Source organism: Nostoc sp. (genome assembly GCF_036917975.1).
In the GTDB taxonomy this organism is placed as follows: Bacteria; Cyanobacteriota; Cyanobacteriia; order Cyanobacteriales; family Nostocaceae; genus Nostoc.
In genome coordinates this window covers 89,324-103,794 of the sequence record NZ_JBALEJ010000028.1, presented here as the reverse complement: position 1 = coordinate 103,794, position 14,471 = coordinate 89,324, and the positions used below count along the sequence as shown (strand labels likewise).

General features: G+C 41.3%; 9 protein-coding genes. All 9 read right to left on the bottom strand.

Translation table 11 applies throughout. The annotated features are described in order from the left end of the window. Positions 1–266 precede the first annotated feature (266 nt). Positions 267–2,678: a sucrose synthase gene (locus tag V7K76_RS13490; RefSeq protein ID WP_334776181.1), complete on the bottom strand. Its 2,412-nt coding sequence runs from the start codon at positions 2,676–2,678 to the stop codon at positions 267–269. Between the two features lie 568 nt (positions 2,679–3,246). Then, the gene (locus tag V7K76_RS13485) at positions 3,247–4,620 is read right to left on the bottom strand and encodes an MATE family efflux transporter (protein WP_334776180.1); all 1,374 of its coding nucleotides are present in this window, start codon (positions 4,618–4,620) and stop codon (positions 3,247–3,249) included. 162 nt (positions 4,621–4,782) lie between these two features. Next, a complete protein-coding gene (locus tag V7K76_RS13480) occupies positions 4,783–5,847 on the bottom strand; it encodes a sucrase ferredoxin (protein ID WP_334776179.1) in 1,065 nt (354 codons plus the stop codon). A 25-nt stretch (positions 5,848–5,872) separates the two neighbouring features. Further along, positions 5,873–6,100 carry a hypothetical protein gene (locus V7K76_RS13475; RefSeq protein ID WP_334776178.1) on the bottom strand — a complete coding sequence of 76 codons (228 nt, stop codon included), beginning with the start codon at positions 6,098–6,100 and terminating at the stop codon, positions 5,873–5,875. Next, positions 6,097–6,246, bottom strand: a complete 150-nt coding sequence (locus V7K76_RS13470; protein WP_334776177.1) for a hypothetical protein — start codon at positions 6,244–6,246, stop codon at positions 6,097–6,099. The genes V7K76_RS13475 and V7K76_RS13470 overlap by 4 nt, the downstream gene beginning before the upstream one ends. Before the next feature lie 123 nt (positions 6,247–6,369). Further along, on the bottom strand, positions 6,370–7,404 hold the full coding sequence (locus tag V7K76_RS13465; protein WP_334776176.1) for a methyltransferase: 1,035 nt from the start codon (positions 7,402–7,404) through the stop codon (positions 6,370–6,372). Between the two features lie 72 nt (positions 7,405–7,476). Continuing rightward, positions 7,477–8,859: a cytochrome P450 gene (locus tag V7K76_RS13460; protein ID WP_334776175.1), complete on the bottom strand. Its 1,383-nt coding sequence runs from the start codon at positions 8,857–8,859 to the stop codon at positions 7,477–7,479. Between the two features lie 43 nt (positions 8,860–8,902). After that, positions 8,903–10,282, bottom strand: coding sequence for a cytochrome P450 (locus tag V7K76_RS13455; protein WP_334776174.1), 1,380 nt, complete (start codon positions 10,280–10,282; stop codon positions 8,903–8,905). 22 nt (positions 10,283–10,304) lie between these two features. After that, positions 10,305–14,429, bottom strand: a complete 4,125-nt coding sequence (locus V7K76_RS13450; RefSeq protein ID WP_335029811.1) for a non-ribosomal peptide synthetase — start codon at positions 14,427–14,429, stop codon at positions 10,305–10,307. Positions 14,430–14,471: the final 42 nt, after the last annotated feature.

Here is a 14,471-nt window from a genome sequence, read left to right as displayed (position 1 = left end):
TTCTGAGGTAGATGAACGGAGTTCTGAGGTGGATGAACGGAGTTCTGAGGTAGATGAACGGAGTTCTAAGGCAATACAGTTCAGTTAAGCAATTTTTTCCTTCTCTTTCCTCTCTCTGTGTCCTCTGCGCCTCTGTGGTTCGTTAAAAAAAACGACTTTGACAAAGAGTGCTAGCCTTAACCCAAGCGTATTGAGTTCTAAGGTGGGTAAACGGAGTTCCGAGGTGGATGAACGGAGTTCTAATTCTCCCCTGCCCCCTACTTTCCTCACCCCCCCTTATGCTTTTCCAAAATCTTCTCAACTCTGGGCTTATAAATGAGATGAAATAAAGTTTCCATGTACCGATCTCTGGCTTCGTTATTTTCTGGAGCAACAAAGTTCCAAAAACTAAACATTTTAGTCAGCAGTAGTAATTGATTGCTATGTAAATGCCAATTATATTTATGATGAATTCGCTGATTCATCCATTCTGAAACTTCTTGCCAGTATTCAGCATGAGTATCACATTTTTGAAGGAAGTCTAAAATTGTCTTTGCTGTTCCTTCTAAGTCTGTGGGATTAATATGAAATCCGTTTTCTTGGTAATCGATAATTTCTGAAGAACCGCCAAACTGAGTAGTGAAAGTTGGCAAGCCGGAAATCATCGCTTCCAAAATACTCCGTCCGAAGGATTCAAAGCGGGCAAAATGGACATAGATCCCTTGAGAATCTGCAACTACTCGGTAGGCTTCACCGAGTTCAATGCTAGGAATACGCATCCCCACCCAGCGAATCTTGCCATAGAGATGATATTCATTAATAACGTCGTGGAGTTTTTGAATTTCTTCTGCTTCTTGTGAGTTTGTAGCTTCATCTGGACGCAGTTTACTAGTTAAGATAATCAGGTTGCAATGCTCTTGCAACGCCTGATTATTACCAAAGCATTCAGCTAGACCAGTGAGATTATTGATTGAGGTGACGGTATCAACGGCAAAGATTGGTCGCTTGTTGGGGCGATCTAAATGACCTAAGATTTGGGAGTCTTCGCGGCTAAAGAGTAAGTCATGGACTTGTTTACGCAGGTGAGAATCTCGCTTTTCTTTTTGGCTATAGGGAAAGAAAATATTTTCATTTACTCCCGGCGGCACTAAGTTGAATTTAGGACTAAACAAATCAATGCCATCAACTACATGATACAACTGCGGCATCGTAAACCATTTATACGATTCGTATTGACCGATGGTATCAGGTGTGCCGACAATTTCTTGATAGGACGATGTGATGATGAAGTCGGCTGCATTCATGCTAATCAAATCGGCAGTAAATTGTACTGAAAAATGATATTGTTCTTCTAAATCTTGCCAGTATAAATTACTAAATAGATATTTAGGTTTTGCCAAAGAATGGGCAATGTTACACTGGGTAACTTTCATCCGGCGAGAGAGGAGAAAGGCTACTAAGTTACCGTCGCTGTAGTTACCAATAATCAGATTAGGTTTGGCTTTAAATTGAGCTAGTAATTCTTTTTCGGCATCGAGCGCAAATTGTTCTAAATAAGGCCAAATATCAAATTTAGAAATCCAATTATTGGTAATTTCGGGATTGAATTCACCAAAAGGAACGCGCAATATCCAAGCATTCTCAGTATGTTGAACTTTTTCTAAGTGCAGGTTACAAAATGTTCCTTCACAGTTAGGAATTAGTCGGGTGAGAATAATAATATGGGGTTTAATGCCTAGTCGGTCGAGTCCAGCGAGTTTAATTTGTTCGCGTAGTTCGTTTTCTAAGCTGCGTGCTTGTTCGAGGACATAGATAACTTGACCGAGTGTTTCATCTCTTCCTAAAACATCTTCCTGTCCCACCCAGCCGTGGACAGAAACGAGAACGATGCGAAAGACGGCGGGAACACGGGCCACAAAAGCTTCTAAAATGCCGGGTTCTGGGGAGTAAAAGAGTCGGTCGAGGAGTTCTAAGGTTTCGGAGACTCGCGCCGCAGTGTTACCCCAACCTGGCTCAAAACCGAGTTCTTGGAGGTCAACGCTAAATTTTTCATAAGGTTCATGAGGCGATCGCTCACTCAGCAATTTGAGCGCTGGCTTAATTTGTTTGGCTAACTCAATACCAGAGTCAATGCGATCGCTCAACAACAGGCGAATACCATTGCATTGCAGCCCACGTAATGCTTTAAATAACATTTCTACCCAATATTCAGGGTCAGTCAACAATTGATTGCACAGATAACGGTTGAGGAAGGCTAAACCTTGACCGATATTTCTGGCGTCATCGATTCTTAGGGAATTCTCATAAAAGGGGTGGAGGTCGATTTCGAGGATGTCGGGTTGGTAGCGGTTGACTAGGCGATCTCTCACATCTAACAGCGCTTGAGGCGTCATCTGCTCGAAGCTGCTAAAGTCGGCTGTCAGTTTCCAAACTTCTTGGTTAGCAATCTTCGGTCGAATTACAAACCAAGTACTTTCCTCTTCAAGAATTATTTCGTGGGTATATTGTATCAGTTTACCAAGAGAAGAAGAGTAGTAAAAATAGGCTGGCTTTTGAGATTGATCGCAGTAATCAGCAAAAGCTTGCAAAATCTCATTTCTCAGAAAGTAACGCTTACCTGAAGCACTCAACGCATAAATAAACTGATTCGCATCAGTTTTTTCATCACCGTTGATGACAGCTTGAACTAGTTCATACATGATGACGAATTCCAGAAATTTAGTTAGGTTACGACCTCATTTTTCTCTCTAGTTTTCGGTTCTTTGAGGTACATTTCCCTCGTAATTTTAAAGAACTATAAAAATCTTCGCGTCTAGCTTTGGGGTGAAATGCGGCGAGTCGATAGGATTAGGGACTGGGGATTGGGGACTGGGGACTAGGGACTGGGGACTAGTACAACACGGCGTAAATAAACCAACCATTTAAAATAGCCAGAAAGCTTACAAAATAAGCATTCTTTCTTTTTATTTTTGCCTTCTTGTACTAGGGACTAACTAATATCTCATAACCAATAGGCATCTGGTGAAAAAGAATGTAGAGACATATAACAATCCTAAATGAGTTGTGAAAATCGATATAATAAGATCCCCGACTTCTCAGAGAAGTCGGGGATCTTATTGTTCACGAATGATTTAGGACTGGTATAGCAGTGCGCTACGTCTCTACAATGGTTATAGATAACACATATTTAATTTCTGGAAATGTTTAATTAATTTAGGTAAAAATGTCCACTAGTTTATTATTTAAAATCATCAGTAGATAGCTATATCAAGAAGAAGATTTGAATAATATCTTATTGAATTGCTGAAATTTCCTAAAAGTGAATATTAATGCTATTAATAAAACTAAAATATTCGTTGTTACTATTGCAAAATATATACCCTTTATACCCATGAATTTACCTAATACAAAAACAAGTGGTATGTAGAAAAACAAACTTTTTAATAAAACTATTATTGAAACAATTTTTCCCTGACCTATAGATTGAAATAAAACTGCACTAAAAGGAATAAAGGGCATAATTGGTATTAAAAAACTAAGAATATGAAAGTTCAGTATATCATTTTTATTAAAAGTAAAATCTGGTAATATCAAATCTAAAAATGTTTCTGGTTTGAATTGTATAGATAGCCAAAATAATGTTAATAAAGCAGTGGCACAAGTGATAAAAATTAAATAAGCTTTTTTGATTCTATTATAATTTCTTGCTCCATAATTTATGCCAATCACAGGTCGTAAGGATTCTACAAATCCATCTAAGGGGATAGATGCCAATGAATTCAATGTTGCTGTTGCTCCGAAGAAAGCTATATCGTTCTGTGTTCCATAACGAGAAATTGATTGAAAAACGACAAAACTTTGAATGAAGGCTATCACTGGAATAATTAAATTTGAACTTCCTATTGATAAAATTTTAGGCAGTAAATCTCTGGCTAAAATTATTTTCCTGTAATCAACTTTGATCAGGCTTTTTCCAGAAAAATAATAAATCAATAATCCAGTACAGTAAGCCCCCATTGCAATAACTGTAGCGAGAGCTAATCCCGTAATTCCCCAGTGAAAAACACTAACAAATACAGTATTTAAAATGAGATTAGTGATGAAATATATAGTATTAAATACCATAGATATTCGGAGTTGACCTTCTGATTTTATGAGATCGTTACAAGCAATCCCTAAAACAAAAAACACTGAACCAAGCACATAAGTCTTAAGAAATTCTGTTCCAGCAGAGGCAACTTCACCACGACCTCCCATAAATACAATGAATTCTTCAGCAAAACTATAACCAATAATTGTGATAATAAATGAGATAACAATACTCATTACCACTAAGTTACCAAATATTTTAGACTGAGTTTTGATATCTCCAGAACCAATAGCTCGACTGAGAAGAGAAGCAGAACCTATCCCAACTAAGTCAGTCAAACCACTCATGAGAGAAATGAATGGTAAAGCAAGAGTTATACCACCGATCGCAGTTTTTCCAATGAATTGCCCAGCAAATAAAGCATCAAGAAAAGGAGTCAAACCTAGTACAAGACTTCCCGCAATACTGGGAGTTGTTAACTTAAACATCAGTTTAACGAGATTGCCATGCAGGATCTCATTTGTCAGTTGAGATTGTTTTTGTGAAGTCATTTTAAAATTTTCGGCTTGTTCCTGTTTAACAAACTCCGTGGGTCTAAATCCCCGGACGCGACGCTCGAGTACTCGCTTGCCGCCGGCGCTATCGCAGACTCGCTTTGCGCGTCGCTTTCACAAAACTTAATTACGAATTACGAATTACGAATTACGAATTATTTAATCAACCTTGACCAAACGGCTAACACAATACTGCTTCACCACTTCTAACTCCATCTGTTTTGCTGAGTTAAATGCACTCATAACCTCACCACAAACTTCAACTCTGGCTTCATAAGCACCTGATGTACTTCCATCGGGAGCAGCGAAATCAATACGCACCTCAGCCCAATAGATAGGATGATCCTCATCAACATGAGCCTCTTCATCGACATGATGCTCTTCATTGAGTTCTTTTGCCAGCACTTCGCCAGTTTTCAAATAATCAAGCCAAGTCCAACCCAACAGCATCCATATTTCGCACTCAACAATTTGCTCAAACTTGGTTAAACCTGCCCATCCTCGATAGAATTGACGCAAACCAGAGACTGAACCATTTCTGTTTACTAGTAAATCCAGTACTTCTGGTTCTAAATGTCCCCACAAGCATCCTTGAGGTAAATCAACTAAGGTGGGAGCAAACTGATGACCACCAAAATGAGTTGTTTGCCACACTCTTAACTTCCCATTGGAAGCAGGCGCATATTCTTTGCGTAACCGACGATATAGAGGAGTTCCGAATCTACCACAAGCAAGGTCAACTTGAGCATGGGTGCAAACCATAAGTTCGCGGATATGACTGGTTGGTTGCCGATACTGCTGAAACTTTGATAAATCGTTAGGGTGTTGTATTAACTGCTTGAGTATTGCTGTTACCAAAGCAGTGGCTTCCCCTTCTGGAACAACAAACTCCTGTTTCTCAAACTGAGAAAATAACTTGGTAGGACGATAGTAGTACAGCACGCGGGTAAAGCCAGGGTGAGAGTACTCGCGGTCAGGAGCAATCAACATTGGTCTGAGCTTGACCCCATGCTTAACAATTAACTTTTGGAACAAACCGATCAATGGCTTGATTGTTGGATGTTCCTGAAAGAGATTTTGCGGCCAAGGTTGTGAAAGTTCCATGATCAGCCAATGGTCGCAAGTACCTGCTGTACCAATTGGGTCTTCTTTGTTGGTTTTGGAAACCAATGAGCAAAAACGACAATCTGTCAGGGGAAGTTGATCGGTTTGTTGAGTTTGCATATTTATGAGTTATTTGCATATATATTTAGGTAAAACTAGTAACAAGCTCTAGTACAACACGGCGTAAATAAACCAACCATTTAAAATAGTCAGAAAGCTTACAAAATAAGCATTCTTTCTTTTTACTTTTTCCTTCTTGTACTAGATGCTCCCCAAGCTCTTGCGATCGCTCTTGGCGTAGATTCTGACCGATCATGGCCATTTTCCAGCCAAGTAGGAATGGCACTAAGAAAAGCCTAAAGGCTTGTGTCACCTCGTTCCCAGCCTCCAGGCTGGGAATGTATTCAAAGAGGCTCTGCCTCTCGTCAAGCTACTGGAGGCGGAGCCTCCCAGAATGGGTTCCCAGCCTTCAGGCTGGGAACCAGTCAGAGCAAGGGCTGTATCTTTTCTTAGTGCCATTCAGCCAAGTAGGTTGGCTGGAAAAAATCCAATCACATCAAGGTATGTAAACTAGGAATCAGGCTTAATTCAGACACGTCTCAACATCAGGGAAATAATTAACACCTTAAACTTGGGATTTTTCTACTCTTGTTTAATTGCTTCAATGATGCTGACTTCCAATTTTGTTTGGATAATTTTGGTGAGTTTGAATCCTGTAGATGTCAATAAATCTCGAAACTCAGCTTCCGTGCGATCGCGTCCACCAGGGCACATCACCAACATATTGACATCCATAAACTTACCCCAAGAAAGCTCATTATCAGGAGGAATTACGAAGTCTATCACCAACAGTCGCCCTTGTTCTTTCATCGCTTGATGACAGCGCCTGAGAATATCTTTTGCGCGCTGATCATCCCAGTTATGAAGAACATTCTTGAGCAAATAGGTATCTCCTCCTGCTGGGACAGCCTCAAAGAAATCTCCCCCTACTAATTGACAGCGATCATTCCCAACTGCTGTTTCGAGCGAATCTTTGGCTCTATCAATCACATCTGGGTGGTCAAATAACACTCCTTTCATAGTGGGATAAGCTTGAAGGATAGCAGCGAGTAAGCCACCTTCACCACCACCAATATCAACTAGTTTATCAATTGAGGAAAAATCATAAACCTCAATAAGTGGGGTATATGCATTTTTTGAGGAAGTCATAGCCTGATCGAAGATTTTTCCTTGGATAGGATTTTCCTCGTTGTACTGAAATAAATCCATGCCATACAAATGCTCAAAGGCACTTTCCCCTGTCTGCAAGCTATACATCAAACTTCCCCAGGATTTGTAGTAATGCTCTTCGCCCCGTAACATTGTTATAGCCTGTATCGAATCAGGAACGTCGCTTTGTAAACAATCTGCTAGTGGAGTTAGCTCAAAATATCGGGGTTGTGTCTCAGCAAAAATTCCGATACTGGCAAGAGATCGTAACACGCGATAAAGAGAATCGCTGTGGGTATTTGTTGCAGCAGCTAAAACATCACAGTGCTGGGAGCCGTCTTTAAGTAAGTCAGCAATGCCAAGTTTAGCGACGACATATACCATCCGTGAAACCCAATAGGCATGAACCCATTGGAAAGCGGTCATTGGAGGCAGAATCTTGGTAGGTTTAGGGTCTGATAAAACCATGATTTTTAACGAAACTCATTGAGTGTTGGTAATCTAAAAGTGTGCTAACAGTAAGATTTCTTCAATCTGATGCTAAGTAAAGTCAGCAACAAGCTGTTGCGATCGCTCTTGGCGTGGACGTTCACCAAGTATTACCATTTTTAAGCCACTCGCAGGGGGATAGTTAACACCTATAGCCTTGGGTTTTTCCACTTTTTTTTCATCAAAGAGTGCTAGTTGATAGCGTGAGAGAATCGTTGCTAAAACTAGCTTCATTTCAAAAAGCGCTAATGCCTCGCCCGGACAGCGACGAGCACCGCCGCCAAATGGTAGAAATTCATAGGGAGAATATTGTCGCTCCAGAAAGCGCTCTGGCTTGAATTCCTTCGGCTGTGGGTATAAATCTTCACGTTGATGTGTTAGATAAATAGAGCCTCTGACCACTGTCCCTGGACTCAACTCGAAGCCCATCACCTCAATTGGTGATTCTACGAGTCGTGGAAATGTAACTACCTGAGTCGGGTAAATTCGGAGGACTTCATTACAAACAGCACTAAGGTAGGGTAGTGCAACAATGCTCATCGGATCTGGGGATTCACTGAGGGTATCGAGTTCTTCTAGCAATCGTTCGCGAACATCTCTCAAACGGTGAATCCAGTACAATGCCCAAGTTATGGCAGTAGCTGATGCATCTTGACCACCCAATAGCAAAGAAGGGAACAAATCTCGTACATCCTCATAGGTCATTGGTTGACCCGTTTCATCGCAGGCGAACACGAGTTCAGAAAGGACATCGGTGCGATCGCGGTCTGCTTGCGATCGACGCTCTGCAATTTCGGCGTGGAGTAGTTTGTCAAATTGTCGTTGGAGGTTCTGCCAGTATCCCCACGGACTCCACCGACCTAAATCTTGTCGGAGAAAGGGATAGGACAGGGATAATCTCAGCCAACGAGACCGGGCAAAACTTAATAAATTAGAAAACAGTCCCCGAAATTGTTCGTAACGTTCTCCTGAATGCAAACCAAACAAAGCTTGTAAAATGACCTCTAGGGTAATTTTTTGCATAGTCGGGTAAGCATAAAAAGATTTGCCGCTCGCCAGATCATTCATGACTTTCTCTGTTACTTGACAGATACGCTGTCCGTATGCTTTTACTCGATTTCCGTGCAGGGGAGGCATCAATAACTGACGGCGATGTTTGTGGCGTAAGCCATCAAGCATCAGTAATCCGTTGCTTCCGACTAATAGAGCGCCACCTTGGTTCAGTTTCCCAGAAGCCGTAATCTCTTTGGCACTTGTAAAAATCTGCTTCATCCCCAGTGGGTTACTGACTATTACTAAAGGTGTAGAACCAGCCATAATGGTGAAAATGTCACCATAGCTTTCATTCATAGCATCCATGAAGCCAAGAGGATCGGTCTTAAAGTGATGACTCAGCGATCGGGGAGAAGTTTTTGGTCCATCAGGTAGTTTCATTAGTATTTTTATATTCAGTAATTGTGTGATTTATTGATAGCTATTAAATTGAACCGATAACCAATGGCTGCGGCTGTCCTTGATACTGACGCCGACCATGCATAACCATCTTCACGCCACTTTTTGGGTAACAAATTAAACCTCCAAACTTGGGTTTCTCTGGTCGCTGATCAACCAGCGCTAATTGATAGCGTGAAAGAATCGTCGCCAACACAAGCTTCATTTCAAATAAAGCAAAAGCCCCACCAATACAACTACGAGCGCCGCCCCCAAAGGGAAGAAATTCGTAGTTTGAAAATTGTTTTTCCAGAAAGCGCTCTGGCTTAAATTGCTTTGGATCTGGGTATAAATCTTCACGTTGATGGGTCAAATAAATATTACCAATAAGTACTGTTCCTGGACTCAACTCATAGCCCATCACCTCAACTGGGGACTCTACCAACCTCGGAAATGTAAATAACTGAGTCGGGTAAATTCGCAAAACTTCCTGACAAACAGCATTGAGGTAGGGTAAAGCAACAATGCTCATGGGATCTGGGTTTTCACCAAGACTATCGAGTTCTTCAAGCATTCGTTCGCGAACTTTTGGCAAATGGTGAATCCAGTACAAAGACCAGGCTAGAGCAGTTCCTGAAGCATCTTGAGCGGCGAATATGGGTGATAAGAGGAGGTCACGCACCTCTTCATCGCTTAATGGTTCACCTGTTTCATCACGAGCAAATATGAGATCGGAGAGGATGTCAGTGCGTGAGGAATCAGCTTGCTGACGGCATTCTTGGACTTCAGCGTACAGCAAACCGAAAAGTTCTCGGCGCAGGTGGAGTCGGTATCCCCTTGGACTCCACCGACCTAAATCCCGTTGTCCAAAGGGAAGTTTTGTGAGGATCTCAAATAGAGGAGATTGCGAATATTTAATTAGAGAAGCAAATAGATGCTTGATTTTGTGATGGCGCTCTCCCTCACGCAATCCCATCACAACCTCTATACCCACCCGGAGGGTGATATCTTCGATGGTAGGGTAGGCAATGAAAGGTTTTCCAATCGCCTGTTGACTGATAATCTTTTCTGTGAGTTCGCAGATACGTCGCCCACAGGCTTCCATGCGATCGCCGTGAAAAGCCTGCATCAAGAGCTTGCGACGGTGTTTGTGGCGGAAGCCATCGAGTTGAAGGACTCCTTGGTTCCCAGTAAACAAGGCGAAACTTTGGTTTAATGCACCCCTAGCTGTAATTTCTTTAGTGTTAGTAAAAATCTGTTTCATCCCTGAGGGATTGCTAATATGCACTATTGGTGTAGAACCAGACATTATGGTTGCGATATCACCATAGCGTTTGCAAACAGCATCCATATAGCCAAAGGGGTCAGCCTGGAATTGCTGGTTTAGCAGCCAATTAGGAGTTTTCGGTCCTGCGGGTAGGTTCATCAGTCTTGTTTACTGCTATTTTCTATTTTACACTGTACTGAGCATTATCAATATAAATTCTCAATAGTTTAACTAATTCCTGAATATTTGGTTCGATGAATATCGAGAAATGATCCCCTGGAACTTCAACCACCTCAATAGGTTGGCTGGAACATTTACCCCAACCTAGCAACGGGTCATCAGTATGAAATTCTGGACTTTCAAAGTCATGAATAATTTCCTCCCTAGCTTTCATGAGAGTCATAGAGTGAGGATAAATTTGCGGAACATAATCTCGCATGGCTTGGACATGAGCTTTGAAAAGTTTGTAATGGCGGAGAAAATTTTTCATCTCTGTATCGCTAAAGATGAAATTAGCTTTTTTATTTACCAAATGAAATTGCTGATCTACGGGCAAATCTCTCAGTTCCTCAAAAGGAAGAGAAAAGTCTATATTATTGTTAGTTTTTATCGATTCAGCCATGCGGAGTAAGAATTTTGCATCATCATCCTCTGCTGGTTTAATGACAGTTTCTGCTAATATAGCGTCAATGACAACTAACAAGCCTACCGTTTGACCCTGCCTTTGCAATTGTTGCGCTATTTCAAAAGCAAGGACACCACCGTAACAATGACCCCCTAAAAGATAAGGGCCATTCGGTTGCACCTGACGAATTTCTTGGAGGTAGCGAGATGCTGTCTCCTCCACAGAAATAATTTCTGGTTCCTCTTCAGAGGAAGGATCTTGTAAGGCATAAAATGGATAGTCTTCACCAAGCCTTGCGGACAATTTAAAGTAAGCATTAACACCTCCACCAGCGCCATGCATACAGAAGAAAGGAATCTTGTCACCATTTGACTGAATTGCGACCAGATGAGAATTGGAACTCTCACGGACTGGCTGAGTGACAATAGTGGCTAGTCTTTCAATCGTCGGGTTTTCAAAAAGAGTAGACAAGGGAAGATTATGCCCAAATCGGTCGTGAATTTGAGCCATTAAGCGTACAGCTAAAAACGAGTGACCACCTAAGTCAAAGAAGTTATCTGTTACCCCAATTGAATTAGTATTCAATAGATTTTCCCAAGTTTTCACCAAACTCAATTCTGTAAAATTTCGGGGAGCAACGAAGGATTTCGTAGTGTTTGGTTGGATACCATCGTCGGTGAGAAGAAGCGTAGACGCAAAGCGGCTTCTCGATAGAGATCGCTTGTCAATTTTACCATTGGGTGTCAGAGGGAGAGCATCCAATACCACGAAAGCAGATGGTATCATGTAATTCGGCAGTTTCCTCTGTAATTCATGCAACAATTGTGACACAACGTCTTGCTTATCCGTGACGACATATGCAATCAGACGCTTTGAGCTTTGAGGATCATCTTGGACAATAACAACAGATTCTCGCACATCTTTATGTTGTGCGATCGCATCTGCAATTTCTCCCAATTCCACGCGGAAACCACGGATTTTTACTTGGTCATCACGACGCCCTAAATACTCAAGATGACCATCGTTGAGATAGCGCACTAAGTCACCAGTTTTATAAAGTTTGCTTCCTGGGACAAAAGGATTATTAATAAACCGTTCTTGAGTTAATTCAGTCCGATGCAAATATCCATTTGCTAGTCCATCACCACCAATATATAGTTCACCAAAAACTCCCACAGGTGTTAGTTGCAAATGGCTATTCAATACATAAACCTGAGTATTATCAATAGGACGACCTATAGGAATACTAGTTGCTTGTTTTGGCAATAAGCTCGTGTCATAGTAAGTAACATTAGCAGAAACTTCCGATGAGCCGTAGAGGTTTATCAGCTTTGCAAATGGCATCAATTGGAAGAAAGTTTGGACTAAGTTAACAGACAGCGCCTCTCCACTCGTTATCCAGAGTTTCAAATGCGATAAATTCTTAATTAGATGATTGTAATTATCTAGGAGTAAATGCAGTAGTGAGGGGACAAGTACAATCCGCGTAACTTTGTGATGTATTAAGGTTTCTATGAACAATTGTGGGTCTAGTACAACTGCATCTGGAATAATAACAGTAGGTATGCCCTGAAGTAAGGGAGCAAAAATTTCCCATACTGAGTCTACAAAACTAATGGCTGTTTTCTGACAACAAACCTCTTCTTTTGTGAAGGGATAAGTTTTCCACAACCAGTGTAAGCCATTGACTGTACCGCGATGAGTTCCGAGAACACCTTTAGGAGTTCCAGTTGAGCCAGAAGTGTAGATAATATAGGCAAGATTATCAGCTTTTGACGGACTGATAAGATTTTCCTCACCTTCTTCAGCAATTTCGTTTTTATGGATGTCCAAATAAACAGTTTTAGCTGAAGAAGCTGGGAGCTTTTCTAATATCTCTTGTCGGGTGATTAACACTGATGCTTGAGAATCAGAGAGCATGAAGGCAAGGCGCTCTATCGGATAACTTGGATCGAGGGGAATATATGCACCGCCAACTTTGAGAACAGCTAAAATCCCCACGACCATTTCTGGTGAACGTTCCAGACAAATGGCGACGAGGGTTTCCTTTATGACACCCTGTTTTTGTAGATAATGAGCTAGCTGATTAACCCTCTGATTGAGTTGGCGATAAGTCAGTTGTTCTGATTGACTAATTAAGGCTAATGCATCAGGCGATCGCTCTAATTGCTGCTCAAATAGTTGATGAAGGGAGATATCTTGAGGATAATCTGTATGAGTCTGACTCCACTCAAATAATAGTTGCGATCGCTCTTTAACACTCAGTAGTGATAATTCTGAAATACGTTGCTCTTGATTCGTAACAATGCGTTCCAATAAAGTTTGGAAATGACTAATGAATCGAGTAATTGTTGCCTCATCAAAAATGTCTGTATTGTACTCCAAAAACCCTGTTAATCCCTGTTGAGATTCAGACATTGATAAGAAAATATCCAACTGTGCTGTACCGCTATCAAATTGCAAAGTACGCAAGGTTAAACCAGAAACTTCTTGCACCGACATTGGGGTATTTTGCAGGACAAACATCACTTCATAAAGTGGATTCCGGCTCAAGTCTCGTTCAGGTTGCAATTCTTCTACAAGCATTTCAAAAGGCAAATCTTGATGTGCATAAGCATCGAGAGTTACCTCACGCACCCGATGTAATAGTTCCCGAAAGCTGGGATCGCCACTGAGGTTATTACGCAACACCAAAGTATTCACAAACAAACCCAGCATTCCTTCTAGTTCGGCTTGGTTCCGGTTTGCAATTGGAGAACCAATGAGGATGTCTTCTTGCTCTGTGTAGTGGTATAGCAATATATTAAATGCTGCCAGCAGAGTCATGAATAAAGTGGCGTCTTCTCGCTGGCTGAATTGACTTAGTGCATCTGTCAGGGTTTTGGAGAAGGTAAAATATTGTTTAGCACCAGCAAAAGTGGTAGCATTTGGTCGTGAACGGTCTGTTGGTAACTGTAGGACAGGTAATTCACCACTGAGTTGTTGTTTCCAGTAATTAAGTTGGGTTTTGAGTAGTTCACCTTGTAGGCGATCGCGCTGCCAAATTGCAAAATCTGCATACTGAATGGGGAGTTCAGGTAAAGGAGAAGGCTGATTTGTAGAGAAAGCTGCATACAGCTTTGCCAACTCCCGCAAGAACACACCAATAGACCATCCATCTGTAATAATATGGTGCATGGTCAAAAGGAAAACGTGTTCTTCCTCACCCAAGCGCAGTAAAGTTGCTCTTACGAGAAGTCCAGTCGCTAAATTGAACGGTTTTTTGGCTTCCTCGGCTGCAAATTGTTTAACCTCTCCTTCCCAATTTTTGCCAGATAAATGTTCCAGGTTGATTATAGGTAGATCCCAAGTTAATTCCGGTGCAATCTCCTGCACTGGCTCTCCATTTACGAGTGCAAAAGTTGTGCGCCAAACTTCATGACGCTTGAGAATTTCATTAAGACTTTGCTGGAGTGCCGTAATATTAAGTAGTCCTTTTAAATGAAAGGCGCTGGGAATATTGTAGAAGGGATTCCCGTGATAAAGTTGGTCAATAAACCATAGCCTTTGTTGGGAGAAAGACAAGGGAATATTGTTCGAGCTTTGTCGCTTGGGAATCGTATCAGCTTGAAAATTACCTCCCTTCCATTTCTCTAGAAGGGCTTTTTTGGCGGGTGATAAGTTAGAGTATTTATTATCCATTGTTAATAGTTTTATAAAAATTCTAGTAGGGGGGAACGGCTA

Excerpts from the sequence above, each read along its gene's own strand:
- V7K76_RS13450 (WP_335029811.1), bottom strand. The coding sequence starts at position 14,429 with ATGGATAATAAATACTCTAACTTATCACCCGCCAAAAAAGCCCTTCTA.
- V7K76_RS13490 (WP_334776181.1), bottom strand. The coding sequence starts at position 2,678 with ATGTATGAACTAGTTCAAGCTGTCATCAACGGTGATGAAAAAACTGAT.
- V7K76_RS13455 (WP_334776174.1), bottom strand. The coding sequence starts at position 10,282 with ATGAACCTACCCGCAGGACCGAAAACTCCTAATTGGCTGCTAAACCAG.
- V7K76_RS13485 (WP_334776180.1), bottom strand. The coding sequence starts at position 4,620 with ATGACTTCACAAAAACAATCTCAACTGACAAATGAGATCCTGCATGGC.
- V7K76_RS13470 (WP_334776177.1), bottom strand. The coding sequence starts at position 6,246 with ATGGCACTAAGAAAAGATACAGCCCTTGCTCTGACTGGTTCCCAGCCT.
- V7K76_RS13465 (WP_334776176.1), bottom strand. The coding sequence starts at position 7,404 with ATGGTTTTATCAGACCCTAAACCTACCAAGATTCTGCCTCCAATGACC.
- V7K76_RS13460 (WP_334776175.1), bottom strand. The coding sequence starts at position 8,859 with ATGAAACTACCTGATGGACCAAAAACTTCTCCCCGATCGCTGAGTCAT.
- V7K76_RS13480 (WP_334776179.1), bottom strand. The coding sequence starts at position 5,847 with ATGCAAACTCAACAAACCGATCAACTTCCCCTGACAGATTGTCGTTTT.